This is a genomic window from Rhizobium albus, assembly GCA_030160035.1.
Lineage (GTDB): Bacteria > Pseudomonadota > Alphaproteobacteria > Rhizobiales > Rhizobiaceae > Georhizobium > Georhizobium albus.
In genome coordinates, this window is the sequence record BSNO01000001.1 from 797,676 (window position 1) to 811,229 (window position 13,554).

The following is a 13,554-nucleotide window of genomic DNA, read 5'->3' on the forward strand; positions in this document are numbered from 1 at the left end:
CGCCATCAGACGGAATCGGTGTGTGCTGGAAGTCGGAGAAATTACGAACATTCGTAATTTACAGTTTTTCGTAACGGCGTTATGAGATTTCGTAAAAGGGGCGCGTAGTGGCGAAGGATTTTCGGCTGGGAGAATTTGCCTCAACAAACGAAGCTCACAGCACGGTGCTGTTCGCCGAGGCGTTTCATGCCGATGTCGAGGCGTTGCTGCTGGTTCGCCCCGCGGCCAATAGCATCGTGCAAGCGAATGCAGCAGCAGCCAGTCTCTTCGAACATTCCATCGACGTTTTGCGTGAGACGCCGGTCACGGCACTGTACGACCATGCGATCGGGGCACTGCATGTCCTGACGGAAGAGGCACTCGAACGCGGGCATGCCTACAGCCGCGACATTTCCATTCCGCGAGCGAAGGCCGAGCCTCTGGAGGTGGAGCACAGTGCTCTGGCGCTCCAGACCGCCGGCGAATTTCATATTCTCATCCGCATCAGCGATCTGGACGCGAGACGGCGTCGCTCCATTGACGAGGAGGCCAACAACTACCATCGCCAGGGGCTGGAGGAATGGCGCCGCGCCGAACGCTTCTTCCGCGAGATCGAGCGGGAAAATCAGCTCATTCTGGCGGCGGCGGGAGAAGGCATCTACGGCGTCAATGCCGATGGCGTGACGACGTTCGTCAATCCGGCCGCCGAAGCGATGCTCGGCTACAGCGCGGCTGAACTCGTCGGTCACGACATGCACAGCATGGTGCACTACAAGCATCCGGACGGCAGCCATTACCATTCGTCCGACTGCCCGATCTACAAGGCGTTTCGCCAGGGCACGATCAATACGGTGGACGACGAGGTCTTCTGGCACAAGGATGGTCATCCCGTACGCGTGGAATACACCTCGACGCCGATCAGCGACAACGGCGCGCATGTGGGCGCGGTGATCGTCTTTCGCGATATATCCGAGCGCAAGCGCAACGAAGAGAAGCTGCGGTCGGCTCTGGAAGAAAATGCCCGCCTGCGCGAGCGGCTCGAAATGGAAAATGCCTATCTGCAGGAGGAGATCCTGACGCAGGCGAACCATTACGACATCATCGGCAACACCGGTCCCATCCACAAGATCCTGCAGCAGATCGATCTGGTCGCGCCGACCGACGCCAACGTCCTCATCACCGGCGAAAGCGGAACGGGAAAAGAGCTCGTGGCGCGTGCGATTCATCAGGCTTCGAAGCGCCGGGACCGGCCGTTGATCCGCGTCAATTGCGCAGCCATCCCGCGCGAACTTTTCGAAAGCGAATTCTTCGGACACGTGAAAGGCGCCTTCACCGGCGCGGTCCGTGACCGCATCGGCCGATTCGAGTTGGCAGACGGTGGAACAATCTTTCTTGATGAGGTGGGAGAAATCCCACTCGATCTTCAATCGAAGCTCCTGCGGGTGCTGCAGGATCGTCGTTTCGAGCGGATCGGCGAAGAAAAGACACGCGAGGTGGACATCCGGCTGATCGCCGCGACCAACCGCGATCTCAAGTCGGAAGCTGCCAAAGGCCGATTCCGCGAAGATCTCTATTTCCGCCTGAACGTCTTCCCCATCGAATGCCTGCCTCTGCGCGCGCGGCGGGAGGACATTCCGCTGCTTGCCCAGCATTTCCTCAAGATCGCATGCGCGCGCCTGAACATCGACGAGCCGCTGATGACACGCGCGAACATTGCCGAACTCAAGAGCTATTCCTGGCCGGGGAATGCCCGCGAATTGCAGAACATCATCGAGCGCGCCGCCATTCTCGCGCGCAACGGACGGATGGAATTCCACCTTCAGGGGCAGGCCGAAAGGCCCGTCGAGGAGCGCCGCCCGCCCGAGGTGATCAATGATGCCCTAGCGCCAATCCTCACCGCCCGCGACATGCAAGATTTCGAGGTGGCGAATGTTCGAAGGGCACTCGCAAGCGCGAATGGTCGTGTGTCCGGCAAGGATGGCGCTGCAGCTCTACTCGGAATGAAACCGACCACGCTTTACTCCAGGCTGAAAGCGCTCGGGATCGACAGGAATGGTCAGTAGCCGCCAAAACCCGGGCAGACATTTTTTTAGCGGGCTGCCCAGACACCCGTGCCAGTAACTTGTGCGCGACGCCGGCTATATGACCGTGAACCCGGAAACCGTCGCCTCGACGCGAGCCGGTGTGTTTTCGCTGTTTGATGAGACCGCAACGGCTACAAGACGTTCGAGCGGTTGGCCGAAAACCTTCGGAAAGTCCGCTGCAAGGTCGACGGTTTCGGTGAAACGACCCGTTCCTGCCGGACGCGTGATGAGGTTGCGAAGACGCTCTGGCGCGTGCGGGCTCGGCACCACGCTTCCAAGGGGTGTGTTTCCGCCCCACGTGTACATGAGGATCCGGGCCGACCGGTTGGTCATCAGACTGCGGATATTGGTTCCCGGACGCACGCGTTCGGCTCCGGCCGCATCGAGACTTACAAAGAACAGTCCGAGATTGCGATCGTCTGCGCCGATCGTGGACAGATCCGACGGCGGCACCGAACTGTCGACCTGCCATGTCCAGCTTGCTCTCTGGGCTCCGTGAAAAGATGGCTCCAGCATACGGTAGAAGATCGAAGAGCTGCCATCGGCGACGACGCGCAACTGTCCGTCGCCCAACGTGAACTGGTTGGGTTCAAGACGGCGGAAGGTCAGATGCTCCCAGCTCTCGTCAAACGGCACCGCGGCCGCACGCGTCACACCTATGCCGGAAAACAGCGCTCCGGCGGCTGCGGCAGCGCCCAGGCCAAAAGCGCGACGTGTCAAGGGAAGTCGGTTCAAAGCCATCTACGGTTCCTCCGTCAAGAATTGGTCTGGGTGCAGTGCGTGAAGCGATGATTGCTCTCGGGCAGAATGGGTGTCTTGCACGGGTGTGCGGACCTGAAGTTTTTCGAAGATCATCCGCCGCATGATCCTGCCGGCGACCCCCGGCAGGAGCCGGCCGAGGATAGAGACGCCGTTGGCCGCCATCCCCGGTACGATCAGAAAGCCCGATCGGTTCCGCCAGATGGCGTCGGCGACGAAGGCAGGCGCGACCCGTGCACGGCGATCGTCAGGCGAGGGCGAATGCTCTGTCGCATGATCGGTGTCCATGGGTCCGGGAGCCACCACCTGAACGCGGATGCCGAGAGACCGACGCAGAGGCCGTCGGAGGCTGCGCGCGAAGATAGTCAGTCCGTCCTTGGTGCCGGCGTAGGTGCTGGCACCCGGATAAGAGACGAAATGGGACAGGGAGCTGACGAAAACGAGCCGCCCATCACGCGCGATCTTGTCGGCCTGGATCAAGGCGGTGGTGAGCGCCATAGGTGCGGTCAGGTTGACGGCGATGAGCTTTGCCTGCCGTTCCACCGGAAGCGTTTCGAACGGCCCGGTCGCATTGATGCCGGCATTCATGATGACGATGTCGAATGGCTCTGAAGCGCTCAGTCGATTGATGGCCGATCTTAGTTCGGCTGCATCAGCGAGATCAGCATAAATGGCCGAGACACCGGCGGGCAGCTGCGTAAGACCGTTGGCGTCGGCATCCAGCACAGTCACATGGCAGCCGTCTGTGAGTGCGGTGCGCACGCAAGCTTGCCCTAACCCCTTCGCCCCGCCCGTGATGAGCACGCGCGTCATCGCACGGCTCGCAACGGCAGTCGGGCCAGATATCGGCCGTAAGAGATCGTCCGGCGATAGCCCCTGTCAGCTTCGAGCCCGTCGATGACCATGTCCGCAACGGCATGTGGCGGCAGCATCAGCTTCGTGAGCCAGTCTGCCGGCCGCCCAGCCCGCTCGGCCATCCCTGTCCTAGTCGGACCGGGATGCAACACACGGACGGCAACACGGTCTTGCCATTCCAGAGCAAGCGCACGCCCAAACCCATCGAGCGCGGCCTTCGTCGCCGCATAGACCGGCATGGCGGCCGCCCTCTTATGGGCGACGGAGCCCACCAGGCCCAGACGTCCATGGCGCGCAGCGAGCTTTCCGTAAAGTCCGTGTGCAAGTCGGATCTGGGCGGTGAAATTGATCGAAACGATGTGCTCGACGTCGCTCACGCATTCCTCTTCAATGCCTCGATAAAAGCCTGCGCCGGCGCAGAGGATTGCCCGATCCAGGCCGACTATCTGATCGTCGATGAAGCGCTCGATTGCAGCCGCCTCGGTCAGATCAACGGCGCGATAGTCGATATCGGGATAGTCGACCGGCAATGATGTGCCTGATCTCCGGCCTGTCCCGATGACGCGATGGCCCTGCGCGCAGAGCTGCTTCACGACCGCAAGCCCGATACCGGAACTTGCGCCGGTTACCAGATAGGTCCTCAAGAGGCGGTTGGCTGTCTGCCGCTTCAACACTCGACATCCCTTCGCTCAGTGCAATGTGCGAAGGAACATGAGCGCGCGACCGCGTAAACTGCAGTCGGCTCATCTCACGCCGATTTGAAAGCTGGTGAGGCCTCGTCTCCCGGAAGGTCACCAACATGCGCTATCCCATGCGCTCGCCGATACTTGCACCTGAGTGGCTGTTGCTCATCACCGGACCAGTCTCGTCGAAAATAGGATTCTCAACGCCCAGCGCTGGATGATCAATGATGTTCCAGTTTCCGCCAAACGGAGGACTGTCGTTTGGAAAGCCAGGCAACGTCGCGCACCGTCTGTTCCAGAGGCTTGGGTTGGGATTGAACTATTTCCCGTAAACTACCCCCGTTCGTCAAAGACGTTGTTGGCATCATCCAGCACGGCTAGAAGGTAGTGTCGTACGGCTTCGTCCTCTGTCAGCGAGACGGCGGTCCTAAGCGCGGTTGAGGCCTCTTCCCGCCGCCCCGCCAAAGCAGCGATCCTGCCGCGCGCGACCCACCATGGCTGATGGTCCTGCATGCGATCAGCAGGCAGGGCGTCCAGTTCCGCCAGTGCTTCCAACGGCGCACCAGCCTCGGCGATCACGACGGCCCGGCCGATCCGCGCCCCGAGGCTGTCGGAGCGGCTGACCAAAAGGTCGTACAATGTTCGCAGCGCCGTCAGGTTGAGCCGGCCCGTGACCGGCCGCTGGACATGGACGGACTGGATCGCGGCCTCGCACTGGTAGCGGCCGAAGCGGCCCGACTGTGAGGCAGCCGTCAAAAGGTTTTCCGCCTCGATGATATGGTCGCGGTTCCAGAGCCGCGCATCCTGCCGGTCGAGCGGCACGAAGCGACCCTCAGCGTCGCGCCGAGCCAGCCGCCGCGCATCGCAATAAAGCATCAGCGCGAGCAGGCCCTTCGGCTCAGGCTCGTCCGGCATCGTCGCAACGAGCAGACGCGCCAGCCAGATCGCTTCGCCGGTAAGCCCATCGGGGTTCTCGGGTGCGTCCAAGCTATCCCAGCCCTGGCCGAACGCCGCATAGATCGCATCGAGCACCGCCTCCAGTCTTTCGGACCTGTCCTCAGGTTCGGGCACACCGAAGCGCAACCCTGCATCGCGGATACGAGATTTGGCGCGAACAAGACGCTGCGACATCGCCTGCGCGTCGACCAGGAAGGCCCGCGCGATGCGCGCGGCACTAATGCCCAGCACCGTCTGGAGAATCAGAGGAGCCCGCGTCGCAGGGTCGATGGCCGGGTGGGCTGCCACGAACATCAGGGCCAGGCGGCTATCGACCAATGCCTCGTCGGGTTCGGGCAACTCGAGGCGCCGGGCCACCTCCGGCTCCGCGAAGCGCCGCACCTGAACCGCGCGATGGTCGTTCCTCTGACGGTTCCGCGCCGCCGTCAGCAGCCATGCATCGGGATTGCCGGGCACGCCGGTCTTGGGCCAGACCCGCAGCGCAGCCAGAAGCGCGTCCGACAGGGCATCTTCGGCGGCCGCGATGTCGCGGTTGCGCGCCGCGAGGATGGCGACCAGCTTGCCATAGCTGGCGCGGGCCGCCTGCTCGGCGGCCCGGTAAGATGAGGCTGTTTCGACTGGCGCCGTCACCGGCCGGGTGTGGGCATCGGCGGAAGGACGGGTCGTACCTCGACCGAGCCGGTGAGCACACACGGCGCCTTCGAAGCCCAATCCAGCGCCTCGTCGAGAGATGGCACTTCGACGACGAAATAGCCACCGAGCTGTTCCTTCGTCTCGGCGAACGGACCATCCTCGACCGTCCGCTTGCCATCGCGAATGCGTAGGGTGGTGGCAAGTTGCGGTCCTTGGAGGCCATCGCCCTTCACGATGATGCCGGCCTGTCCCATGGCCGCGATAAAGGCGTTCCAGCCGCCCCAATAGGCTTCGGCGCGTGCGGGGTCGTTGCGTTGTTCGAAATCGTCCGTTGTTTCGTTAAGGATGAGCATGAACTGCACGGGTTTCTCCTTGGCGTTAGCAATAGCAGGTGTTCGGGCGTCGCCCAGAGCGGTTCAGCCTTTTGCAACGGTGAGGCGGCTCAGCGCAAAAAGCGCTGCCGCGATGCCCACGACGATGGTCAAAATCACGACCTGCCCGATACCGAGGGCGGCAAAAACGCCGTAGACCAAATCGCCCATCCAGAGTGCAATGTAAGCGGCCAGCGAGACGCCAAGGATGGGCATGGCGCCGGTATGGCGCATGAAGAGCAGCACGCTGCCAATTAGCCCGCCGGCGACGCCGATCGCGAAGGCAGCCGTCATCCAGACAGGATAGCCTGTCATCACCGCGGCTTGCGCCGGCGTCATTCCTTGAGCGATGAGGCTCGCCTCAGTTGCTGTAATCGAGCCGGCGAATTGCGCGGCGCCGAACAGGTTCCAGGCGATCCCGGCCAGCGAAGCGGCAGCCAGCCAGCGTGGAGCGCGGATGGGCGCTGCAGTCATTGAAAGTTCCGACATCATATCTCTCCTGTGTCGGAAGCGTCCGGAATTGGTGCTTCCAAGCATATGACACCCTGCGCCGAATCATTTCGACTCGGAGGCTGAAAATTTTTCGGGATGACAGGGCCGCTACTCGGCAGCGGCCTATGAGGACGTTTTTGTGACGCCAAGGCTCCGCGCCAGATCAAAAAACGCACGCACTTTTGCCGAAACCAAACGGCCAGAGGACCATATCGCGTGGACGGCGACAGGCATTCTGGACCATCCGGAAAGCACGGGTGCAAGTTGCCCTGCAGCAACGACGAGCGCGGCCTGGAAATCAGAGAGAAACGCCACTCCCAGTCCCTTCGGGCGAGACGGGCTTGTCTTTGTCAGCTCGGCTGAAATGATCCACGGCGGCCATCGCATCTTCGTAGCTGCGGTCGGTTCCGGTCATCAAGATGACGACATGGTCGCCGGTATAGCGCCCATAAAGTGAGTTGACTGGTCGCATCCAACCCGGCCCTGCTGGAAGATCGGCGCGTCGGCTATGGGCAGGGCTGTTTAGCCGGGAAGCTGTCTTTTATAGAAGGCTACGAGCCTCTCGACAGCTTGGCTGACATATTCTGGCTTGTAGTACAGGTCGTAATGCGCCGCTCCGTCGATGACGAAGAAGTCCTTGTCCGGGGACGGTGACAGGTTGAATAGGCGTTGGCCACCCTCATACTGCTTGCTTGGGCCGCGCTTGCTGCCCACGATCACCTGTAGCGGCTGGGTCAGCAGTTCCGGCACCAGATGATAGGCATCGAAAGCGAGCATGCTGCCGTAGCTCGTGAAGAGCAGGCGGTTAGTGGATCGGGGATGCTTGTACTCGGTCTCACGATAGAAGGTCACAGCCTCCAACAAATCCGGCTCGGTAATTCCCTGTTCCTTGGCCTGATGCAGGCTATCGGGGATCCAGGGATCGCGACGCGGTCTACCGCCACGCGCCTCTGCGGTGCGGGCTCTGCCGATTTCGGCGACGGTGTTGAGCAGGTCTTCTCGTGTTGGCTGGAACGCGCGGAAGGCGGTGCCGATATCATTGGCGACGACGGTACCGATGGCCTTGAAGCGGTGCTCGGTCAATGCAGCATGGATACCGTAACCGCCTCCGGCGCAAATGCCGAGCAGCCCGATCCTATTTTCGTCCACGAACGGCTGAGTCATCAGGAAGTCGACGCCGCAGCGTATGTCCTCGGCGCGCGTTGCTGGGTCTTCCAGATCGCGGGGCAGGCCGCCGCTCTCACCCTGGTAGGACGGGTCGAAGGTCAATGCAACAAAGCCGTGTTCGGCCATGCGCGAGGCGTAGATGTAGCCAATCTGCTCCTTGACACTACTGCCTGGCGTCGCAAGCACGAGGGCCGCATAACATTTGGTCTCGTCGAAATCGGGCGGCAGATGCAGATTGCCGGCAATGCGGATAGTACGGTTCTTGAACCAAACCTGTTTCACAGGGCTCTTCCTTGCATTAGTTTTTGTTCGCGCTGCACCACCGCTAGCGGCGGCAGCAGAAACCGAAATTGCCACTGTCGAGACGATGAGGCATCGTCTGGATATCGGCAGTTTGGAGCGCGCCATCTCCGGACCCCGCTCTGCCGTTGGTCAACAACGAACACGGATCAATGTAGTTTATAATCGGAACAGTTCAAGAATGGAACTAAATGCGTGAGGCAGAAGCAGAGCGGATCTTTCGGCTCAATCTGGAGCTGTCGACGGGGACGTTGGCCGCTGCAGCTCCTGAAATTGAATCGCTGGGTCTGGAACCCAAGGCATTCTTCGTTCTGGACGGAATAGATGAGCAGCCTTTTCCCGCCAGTCTGGCGCGACACCTCTCAATGCCGAAGCCGACCATGACGTCCTATCTTAAGGCACTGGAGGCGGCGGGGCTGGTGACACGCGCCATCGACGCCCAGGATCTGCGTCGTCATCGCATCGCATTGACGACGCATGGACGCGAGGTGCTGACCAAGGCGCGGGCGAGCCTCGCCAAACACTACGGCGACAAGCTGGCTCGCTTGAGCCGAGAGGACGTGACGGAATTTACAAGGTTGCTGGAGGCTCTGACCCGCTAAAAACGTTGCAGAGAGAATTTGGCGAGACTTGACGCGACAAAGCCACCAAGCGCTCAGCTGTGCCTCGTTCCATTCTGAAACTGGCATCAAAATAAACTGAATCTTGGACAGGGATCGGGCGTATCCGATCCGATCTCAGTCCCAGGAGGTTGACGGCGGATTGACGCGGATGAAGTTTTAGTCATAAGATTAGTTACCAAACTAATTAATCCGAGAACCTTGAAGGAGCGAGGTATCGGATTGAGCAATTTGAATGGGAGGACATCATGAATTTTTCACGGAAGATCGTATCTGCCGTCGCAATGGCATGCCTGCTGGGAACGCAGGTGCCCGCCTCTGCGCAATCGCTCAATCTTACGCTTGCCGGTGCAAGCCCAGGCGGCCTCTGGACATTGATGGGCGCTGGTCTCGATGCAGCGTTGAAAAAGGGAGCACCAGGTTCTTCCGTCACATATCAAACCACAGGTGGAGGCTTCGCCAATGCCGCCATGGTCAGCCAAGGGCGCGCCGAAATCGGTCTTATTCACGACGCTGAGCTGGCGATAGCCGTCGCGGGCGGCGAGCCATTCCAGCAGCCGATCGAGAACTTGCGGACCATTGGCTATCTTTACGACTGGGCACCGATGCAGTTTGTCGTGAACAAGAACTTCAGCGACGAGTACGGCATTACGTCACTCGCTGATCTGGTCGAGAAGGAGGCGCCGGTCCGGATCACGATCAACCGCGCCGGCAACATTACGGGGCAGGTTGCATCTGCCATGATGGCGGCGGCTGGTGCCGACGACGAAGCGATCGCGTCCTGGGGTGGAAGCGTCGTGCAGGCCGGCTCTTCAGAGCAAAGCGGCCTTCTCCTGAACGGGCGCGTCGACGTCTACACCAACGGTGTTTTCGTCGGTCACAGTTCGATTCGCGAGATTGAAAACAGCCTGGACATCAAGATCCTCGATATTCCGGAAGATGTGCGCAAAAGCGTGGCGGAAGAGTTTTCGATCGGCGAATTTACGATTCCTGCGGAGACTTACGAGAACCAGCCCGAAGATATCGAAACCGTGGCACTCGGAGCCGTGCTGGTTGCTAGCGAAGACATGTCAGAAGAAGATGCCTATACGCTTACCAAGGCCATTCTCGAAAATGTCACGGAAATTCAAACCGTGCATCCTGCCATGGCTGATCTAACCACAGAACTCCTCGTTCGGGAGACGGCGGTTCCATTTCACGATGGTGCACTGCGCGCCTACCGTGAAGCGGGCCTGATGCAATGATCGGTCGTCTGCTCGACACGGGGCGGCGTCGTCACTTTGACGGCGCCTTCCGGTTCTGGCTGTTTGCGGCTTCGGCGGTGTTCGCTGCCGGGGTCGTCTACGCCAATATCTTCGCGCTCCCCGACGCGCTCCTGATCGGGATCCTATTTGTCTGCGGCATCTATACGCTACTCTTCCTGGCGGTCGGCGCATCGCGGCACTCGCCTGCCATGCCGAGCGCATTCGACTGGATTCTGTCGGCCGCGAGCGTCGCGTGCGGCATCTATTTTTTCATGATCCGCGGTTACCTCGCCAATCACATTACGCTGCTGAACCCGCTTGGCACGGACGAGCTATTTTTCGGTGCCTTGCTGCTTGGCCTGACGCTTGAGGCGACGCGTCGAACGACTGGTCCGGGACTGACGATCGTCGTTCTCGTCTTCCTCGCTTACAATCTCTACGGCCACGTCCTTCCGCCGCCTTTCGGCCACGGTTACATCGATTTCGGCTCATTTATTGACACGCTCATGTACACGACTGACGGCGTGTTCGGCGTCCCGATCCAGGTTGCGGCGAGCTATGTCTTCCTCTTTGTGATGTTCGGCGCGTTGCTGTCCAAGGCCGGCGGCGCCGATTTCATGTTCCAGCTTGCTGCCGCGCTAACAGGCAAATCGCCCGGCGGCCCGGCCAAGATCGCGGTCGTTTCGTCCGGAATGTACGGCATGATATCGGGAAGTCCCACATCGGACGTGGCGACGACCGGTGCGGTGACGATCCCGATCATGAAGCGCTTGGGCTATTCGGCGCGCTTTGCGGGTGCCGTTGAAGTTGCTGCGTCCACTGGTGGTTCTGCCATGCCGCCGGTAATGGGATCGGCGGCCTTCATCCTCGCCGAGTACACCGGTATCGATTACCGAGACGTGGTTATCGCCGCGCTTATCCCGGCGCTGCTCTACTACCTTGCGGTTTATCTCCAGGTGCATTTTCGAGCAGTTCGCCAAGGCCTGCGGGGCATCGATCAAGCCGATCCCATCCTGGAAACGCTGAAGTCGGGCTGGGTCTTCGTACTGCCGCTCGCCGTAATCGTCTGGGCGTTGCTCGTCGGCTATACGCCGACTTATGTGGCGGTCTACGCAACGGTCGCTCTCGTGATCGCCTCCTTCTTCACGAAGCGCACGCGCATGACACCGCGGGACGTCATGGAGGGTCTGGGCGAGACAACGTTACGGATGCTACCGGTGGCTGGCGCATGTGCAGCTGCGGGTCTCGTTATTGGCGGGCTGACGATGACGGGCTTAGCGATGAAGGCGTCCAATATCGTCATGCTGGTTGCTGGTTCGGGGACTCTGCCTCTTTTGTTGATTGGCGCGGCGATTGCCATTCTGCTCGGCATGGGCATGCCCACGCCAAGCGCCTACATCCTCGGTGCGGTCCTGGTGGGGCCGGCGTTTGTCGCAGCGGATATCCCCGTGCTGCCGGCCAACATGTTCCTGCTTTACTACGCCGTCCTTTCTGCACTGACCCCGCCTATCGCGGTCGCTGCCTTCGCCGCCGCGGCGATCGCCGACGAGGATGCGTTAAAAATCGCGGTGACGTCGGTAAAGCTTGCGGCATTCGGCTTCATCGTTCCGTTCTTCTTCGTTTGGAACGAAGCATTGCTGTGGCAGGGGCCGGGCCTCAATATCGCGATTGCCGCGTTGGGGGGTGTCGTCGCGGTCGTCATCCTTGCATTGGCGCTGGAGAGCGTAATGGCCCACTGGCTCCGTCTGCTGTGCTTTATGGCGGCAGGCGCTGCCATGGCACCTTATCTGGAACTGTCGGTGCCGGTCATTGTCGGCGCAGTTGTTCTCGGCGTCATCTGGTGGCGAAGAGGGACTTTGCCGCTCATCCGGACCCCAGGTGAAATTGCGGTCCAGTCCGACAGTTGAGCAAAAAGATCCCCGCCGTCGAAACGCGACGGCGGGGATTGTCAGACCGATTGCACCTGCTCTCCGCCGGGACGAGCCGCAGGAGAAACAGAGCGTCTTGATAATCGGTCCCCTTTTCGCCCTTTTTGGTGCACTGGCCTTCGCACTGGCCAATGTCGCCATCGCCAAGGGCGCGCATGAGGGTGAGAGAAACAATGGCGCCTTTCTTTCCATCCTCATGACAGCCTGCCTGTCCGGCAGCCTCTGGCTGCTGCTTGGACCGCCTTTGCCCGCAATGACGACCGAGGTCTTTGCTGGTCTCGGCTTTTTCGCGGCGAGCGGCATGCTCGCGACAGTCATAGGCAGATTGACGCTTTTCCGTTCCGTCATCCTCGCCGGAGCGATCAATGCCGGTCTGTTCCGTCGCCTGATCCCGCTCTTCGCAACGCTCTTCGCCTTCATCATCCTCGGCGAGACGATCGGCTGGCTGGCAGGCGCCGGCATGGCAATCATCCTCGCCAGCCTTCTCGGGGTCATGTCGGCGCGGGATGATGCGCGGCGAAGCGGACAAAAACCCGGGCGGAGGTTGAGCGGGCTTGGTCGCGGCAGGATGTTCGGCGCTTTATCGGCTGCGTCCTATGGCGCCTCTTATAGTGCGCGCAAGCTCGGCATGTCGGCCGTTCCGGATCCGATATTAGGCACCTTCATCGGCGCCCTGACGGGCATCATCTGGTACGCGGGCGGCAGCCTTGTTAGCCGCAACTACAGAAAGGTTGTAGCAACGTCATTCAACGGTATGGAGAAGTGGCAGTTTGTTGCTGCATTGTCGATGTCGTTTGGGCAGATGGCTCAGTTCTTCGCGCTTCTCCACGCCGACGTCGCCGTGGTGGCGATCATCGGCTCGCTCGAGGTCTTTCTCGGCATTTACTTGGCGGCCTATGTCTTTCGGACGGAGGCGCCACCAGAACGCCGAATAGTCGTGGCCTCATTCGTCGCCACAATAGGTGTCGTGCTCGTCGCTCTGCCGTAAATGGGCGGTTTACCGTTCGATCTTCGCAGAAAGATTCAGTTGCACTTTCGCGAGCAATTCGAGCATGGCCTCTTTGTCGCTTTTTGTCAGTGTTGAGGCCGCATCCTCGACGACTTCGCGTGCGAGAGGCAACAGCTTCTCTTGAAGCGCACGGCCTTCCCCCGTCAAAAAGACGTTGATCTTCCGTCCGTCGTCGGTGTTTCGCTCTCGGCGGATGAAGCCGCTGCGCTCCATGGATCGCAGAGCCGTCAAGGTCGTGGGTTCCATTGTCCCGACGCGCTGTGAAAGCTCACGCTGGGTCAATCCGTCCTCTTCCCAAAGCACACGCAGGAAATACCACATGCCGAGAGACACGCCGAAAGGCTCAATCTTGCCTTGTAGATAGCGCTGGAAAAGCCGGTGGGTTGCTCGGATTTGATAACCAAGGCTTGTTTCCAACGGGAGCACGGCTCCAGTCGATCGGCTTTTGGTCATGCTGCTGATCCTCGATCTCT

The 13,554-nt window shown here is 60.6% G+C and carries 14 protein-coding genes; 5 read left to right on the top strand and 9 right to left on the bottom strand.

Going from position 1 to position 13,554, the window contains the following annotated elements:
* Positions 1-107: 107 nt before the first annotated feature.
* On the top strand, positions 108-2,042 hold the full coding sequence (locus tag QQL76_RS03790) for a sigma 54-interacting transcriptional regulator (RefSeq protein ID WP_499206450.1): 1,935 nt from the start codon (positions 108-110) through the stop codon (positions 2,040-2,042).
* A gap of 75 nt (positions 2,043-2,117) precedes the next feature.
* Here the strand turns inward: QQL76_RS03790 and QQL76_RS03795 are convergent, their stop codons facing one another.
* The 8 genes from QQL76_RS03795 to QQL76_RS03830 form a co-directional block, all read right to left on the bottom strand.
* Positions 2,118-2,804 (bottom strand): DUF3047 domain-containing protein, encoded by a 687-nt coding sequence (locus QQL76_RS03795; protein WP_499206451.1) that lies wholly within the window; start codon positions 2,802-2,804, stop codon positions 2,118-2,120.
* Positions 2,805-3,635 carry an SDR family NAD(P)-dependent oxidoreductase gene (locus QQL76_RS03800; RefSeq protein WP_499206452.1) on the bottom strand — a complete coding sequence of 277 codons (831 nt, stop codon included), beginning with the start codon at positions 3,633-3,635 and terminating at the stop codon, positions 2,805-2,807.
* Positions 3,632-4,348, bottom strand: coding sequence for an SDR family NAD(P)-dependent oxidoreductase (locus QQL76_RS03805; RefSeq protein WP_499206453.1), 717 nt, complete (start codon positions 4,346-4,348; stop codon positions 3,632-3,634). Before QQL76_RS03805 ends, QQL76_RS03800 begins: the two co-directional genes overlap by 4 nt.
* Positions 4,349-4,693: 345 nt before the next feature.
* Positions 4,694-5,947, bottom strand: a complete 1,254-nt coding sequence (locus tag QQL76_RS03810) for an RNA polymerase sigma factor (protein ID WP_499206454.1) — start codon at positions 5,945-5,947, stop codon at positions 4,694-4,696.
* Positions 5,944-6,303, bottom strand: a complete 360-nt coding sequence (locus QQL76_RS03815; RefSeq protein ID WP_499207107.1) for a YciI family protein — start codon at positions 6,301-6,303, stop codon at positions 5,944-5,946. The genes QQL76_RS03810 and QQL76_RS03815 overlap by 4 nt, the downstream gene beginning before the upstream one ends.
* A 63-nt stretch (positions 6,304-6,366) precedes the next feature.
* Positions 6,367-6,810, bottom strand: a complete 444-nt coding sequence (locus tag QQL76_RS03820; protein ID WP_499206455.1) for a hypothetical protein — start codon at positions 6,808-6,810, stop codon at positions 6,367-6,369.
* A gap of 126 nt (positions 6,811-6,936) precedes the next feature.
* Positions 6,937-7,200 carry a LysR substrate-binding domain-containing protein gene (locus tag QQL76_RS03825; protein ID WP_499206456.1) on the bottom strand — a complete coding sequence of 88 codons (264 nt, stop codon included), beginning with the start codon at positions 7,198-7,200 and terminating at the stop codon, positions 6,937-6,939.
* Positions 7,201-7,335: 135 nt separating this feature from the next.
* Positions 7,336-8,262 (bottom strand): alpha/beta hydrolase, encoded by a 927-nt coding sequence (locus QQL76_RS03830; protein WP_499206457.1) that lies wholly within the window; start codon positions 8,260-8,262, stop codon positions 7,336-7,338.
* A 209-nt stretch (positions 8,263-8,471) separates the two neighbouring features.
* On the opposite strand from QQL76_RS03830, the gene QQL76_RS03835 reads away from it, so the two are divergent.
* From QQL76_RS03835 to QQL76_RS03850, 4 genes are all read left to right on the top strand, one after another.
* Positions 8,472-8,882 (top strand): MarR family winged helix-turn-helix transcriptional regulator, encoded by a 411-nt coding sequence (locus QQL76_RS03835; protein ID WP_499206458.1) that lies wholly within the window; start codon positions 8,472-8,474, stop codon positions 8,880-8,882.
* A gap of 266 nt (positions 8,883-9,148) precedes the next feature.
* The gene (locus QQL76_RS03840; RefSeq protein ID WP_499206459.1) at positions 9,149-10,144 is read left to right on the top strand and encodes a TAXI family TRAP transporter solute-binding subunit; all 996 of its coding nucleotides are present in this window, start codon (positions 9,149-9,151) and stop codon (positions 10,142-10,144) included.
* Positions 10,141-12,051: a TRAP transporter permease gene (locus tag QQL76_RS03845; protein WP_499206460.1), complete on the top strand. Its 1,911-nt coding sequence runs from the start codon at positions 10,141-10,143 to the stop codon at positions 12,049-12,051. The genes QQL76_RS03840 and QQL76_RS03845 overlap by 4 nt, the downstream gene beginning before the upstream one ends.
* 97 nt (positions 12,052-12,148) lie before the next feature.
* A complete protein-coding gene (locus QQL76_RS03850; protein WP_499206461.1) occupies positions 12,149-13,060 on the top strand; it encodes a DMT family transporter in 912 nt (303 codons plus the stop codon).
* A gap of 9 nt (positions 13,061-13,069) precedes the next feature.
* Here QQL76_RS03850 and QQL76_RS03855 read toward each other — a convergent pair whose 3' ends face one another.
* Entirely contained in the window at positions 13,070-13,534 is a 465-nt protein-coding gene (locus QQL76_RS03855) for a MarR family winged helix-turn-helix transcriptional regulator (RefSeq protein WP_499206462.1), read from the bottom strand.
* Positions 13,535-13,554: the final 20 nt, after the last annotated feature.

What these genes read in the sequence shown, in the direction of transcription:
- QQL76_RS03855 (WP_499206462.1), bottom strand. Translation starts at nt 13,534, where the DNA reads ATGACCAAAAGCCGATCGACTGGAGCCGTGCTCCCGTTGGAAACAAGC.
- QQL76_RS03800 (WP_499206452.1), bottom strand. Translation starts at nt 3,635, where the DNA reads ATGACGCGCGTGCTCATCACGGGCGGGGCGAAGGGGTTAGGGCAAGCT.
- QQL76_RS03820 (WP_499206455.1), bottom strand. Translation starts at nt 6,810, where the DNA reads ATGTCGGAACTTTCAATGACTGCAGCGCCCATCCGCGCTCCACGCTGG.
- QQL76_RS03835 (WP_499206458.1), top strand. Translation starts at nt 8,472, where the DNA reads ATGCGTGAGGCAGAAGCAGAGCGGATCTTTCGGCTCAATCTGGAGCTG.
- QQL76_RS03815 (WP_499207107.1), bottom strand. Translation starts at nt 6,303, where the DNA reads ATGCTCATCCTTAACGAAACAACGGACGATTTCGAACAACGCAACGAC.
- QQL76_RS03825 (WP_499206456.1), bottom strand. Translation starts at nt 7,200, where the DNA reads ATGCGATGGCCGCCGTGGATCATTTCAGCCGAGCTGACAAAGACAAGC.
- QQL76_RS03795 (WP_499206451.1), bottom strand. Translation starts at nt 2,804, where the DNA reads ATGGCTTTGAACCGACTTCCCTTGACACGTCGCGCTTTTGGCCTGGGC.
- QQL76_RS03840 (WP_499206459.1), top strand. Translation starts at nt 9,149, where the DNA reads ATGAATTTTTCACGGAAGATCGTATCTGCCGTCGCAATGGCATGCCTG.
- QQL76_RS03845 (WP_499206460.1), top strand. Translation starts at nt 10,141, where the DNA reads ATGATCGGTCGTCTGCTCGACACGGGGCGGCGTCGTCACTTTGACGGC.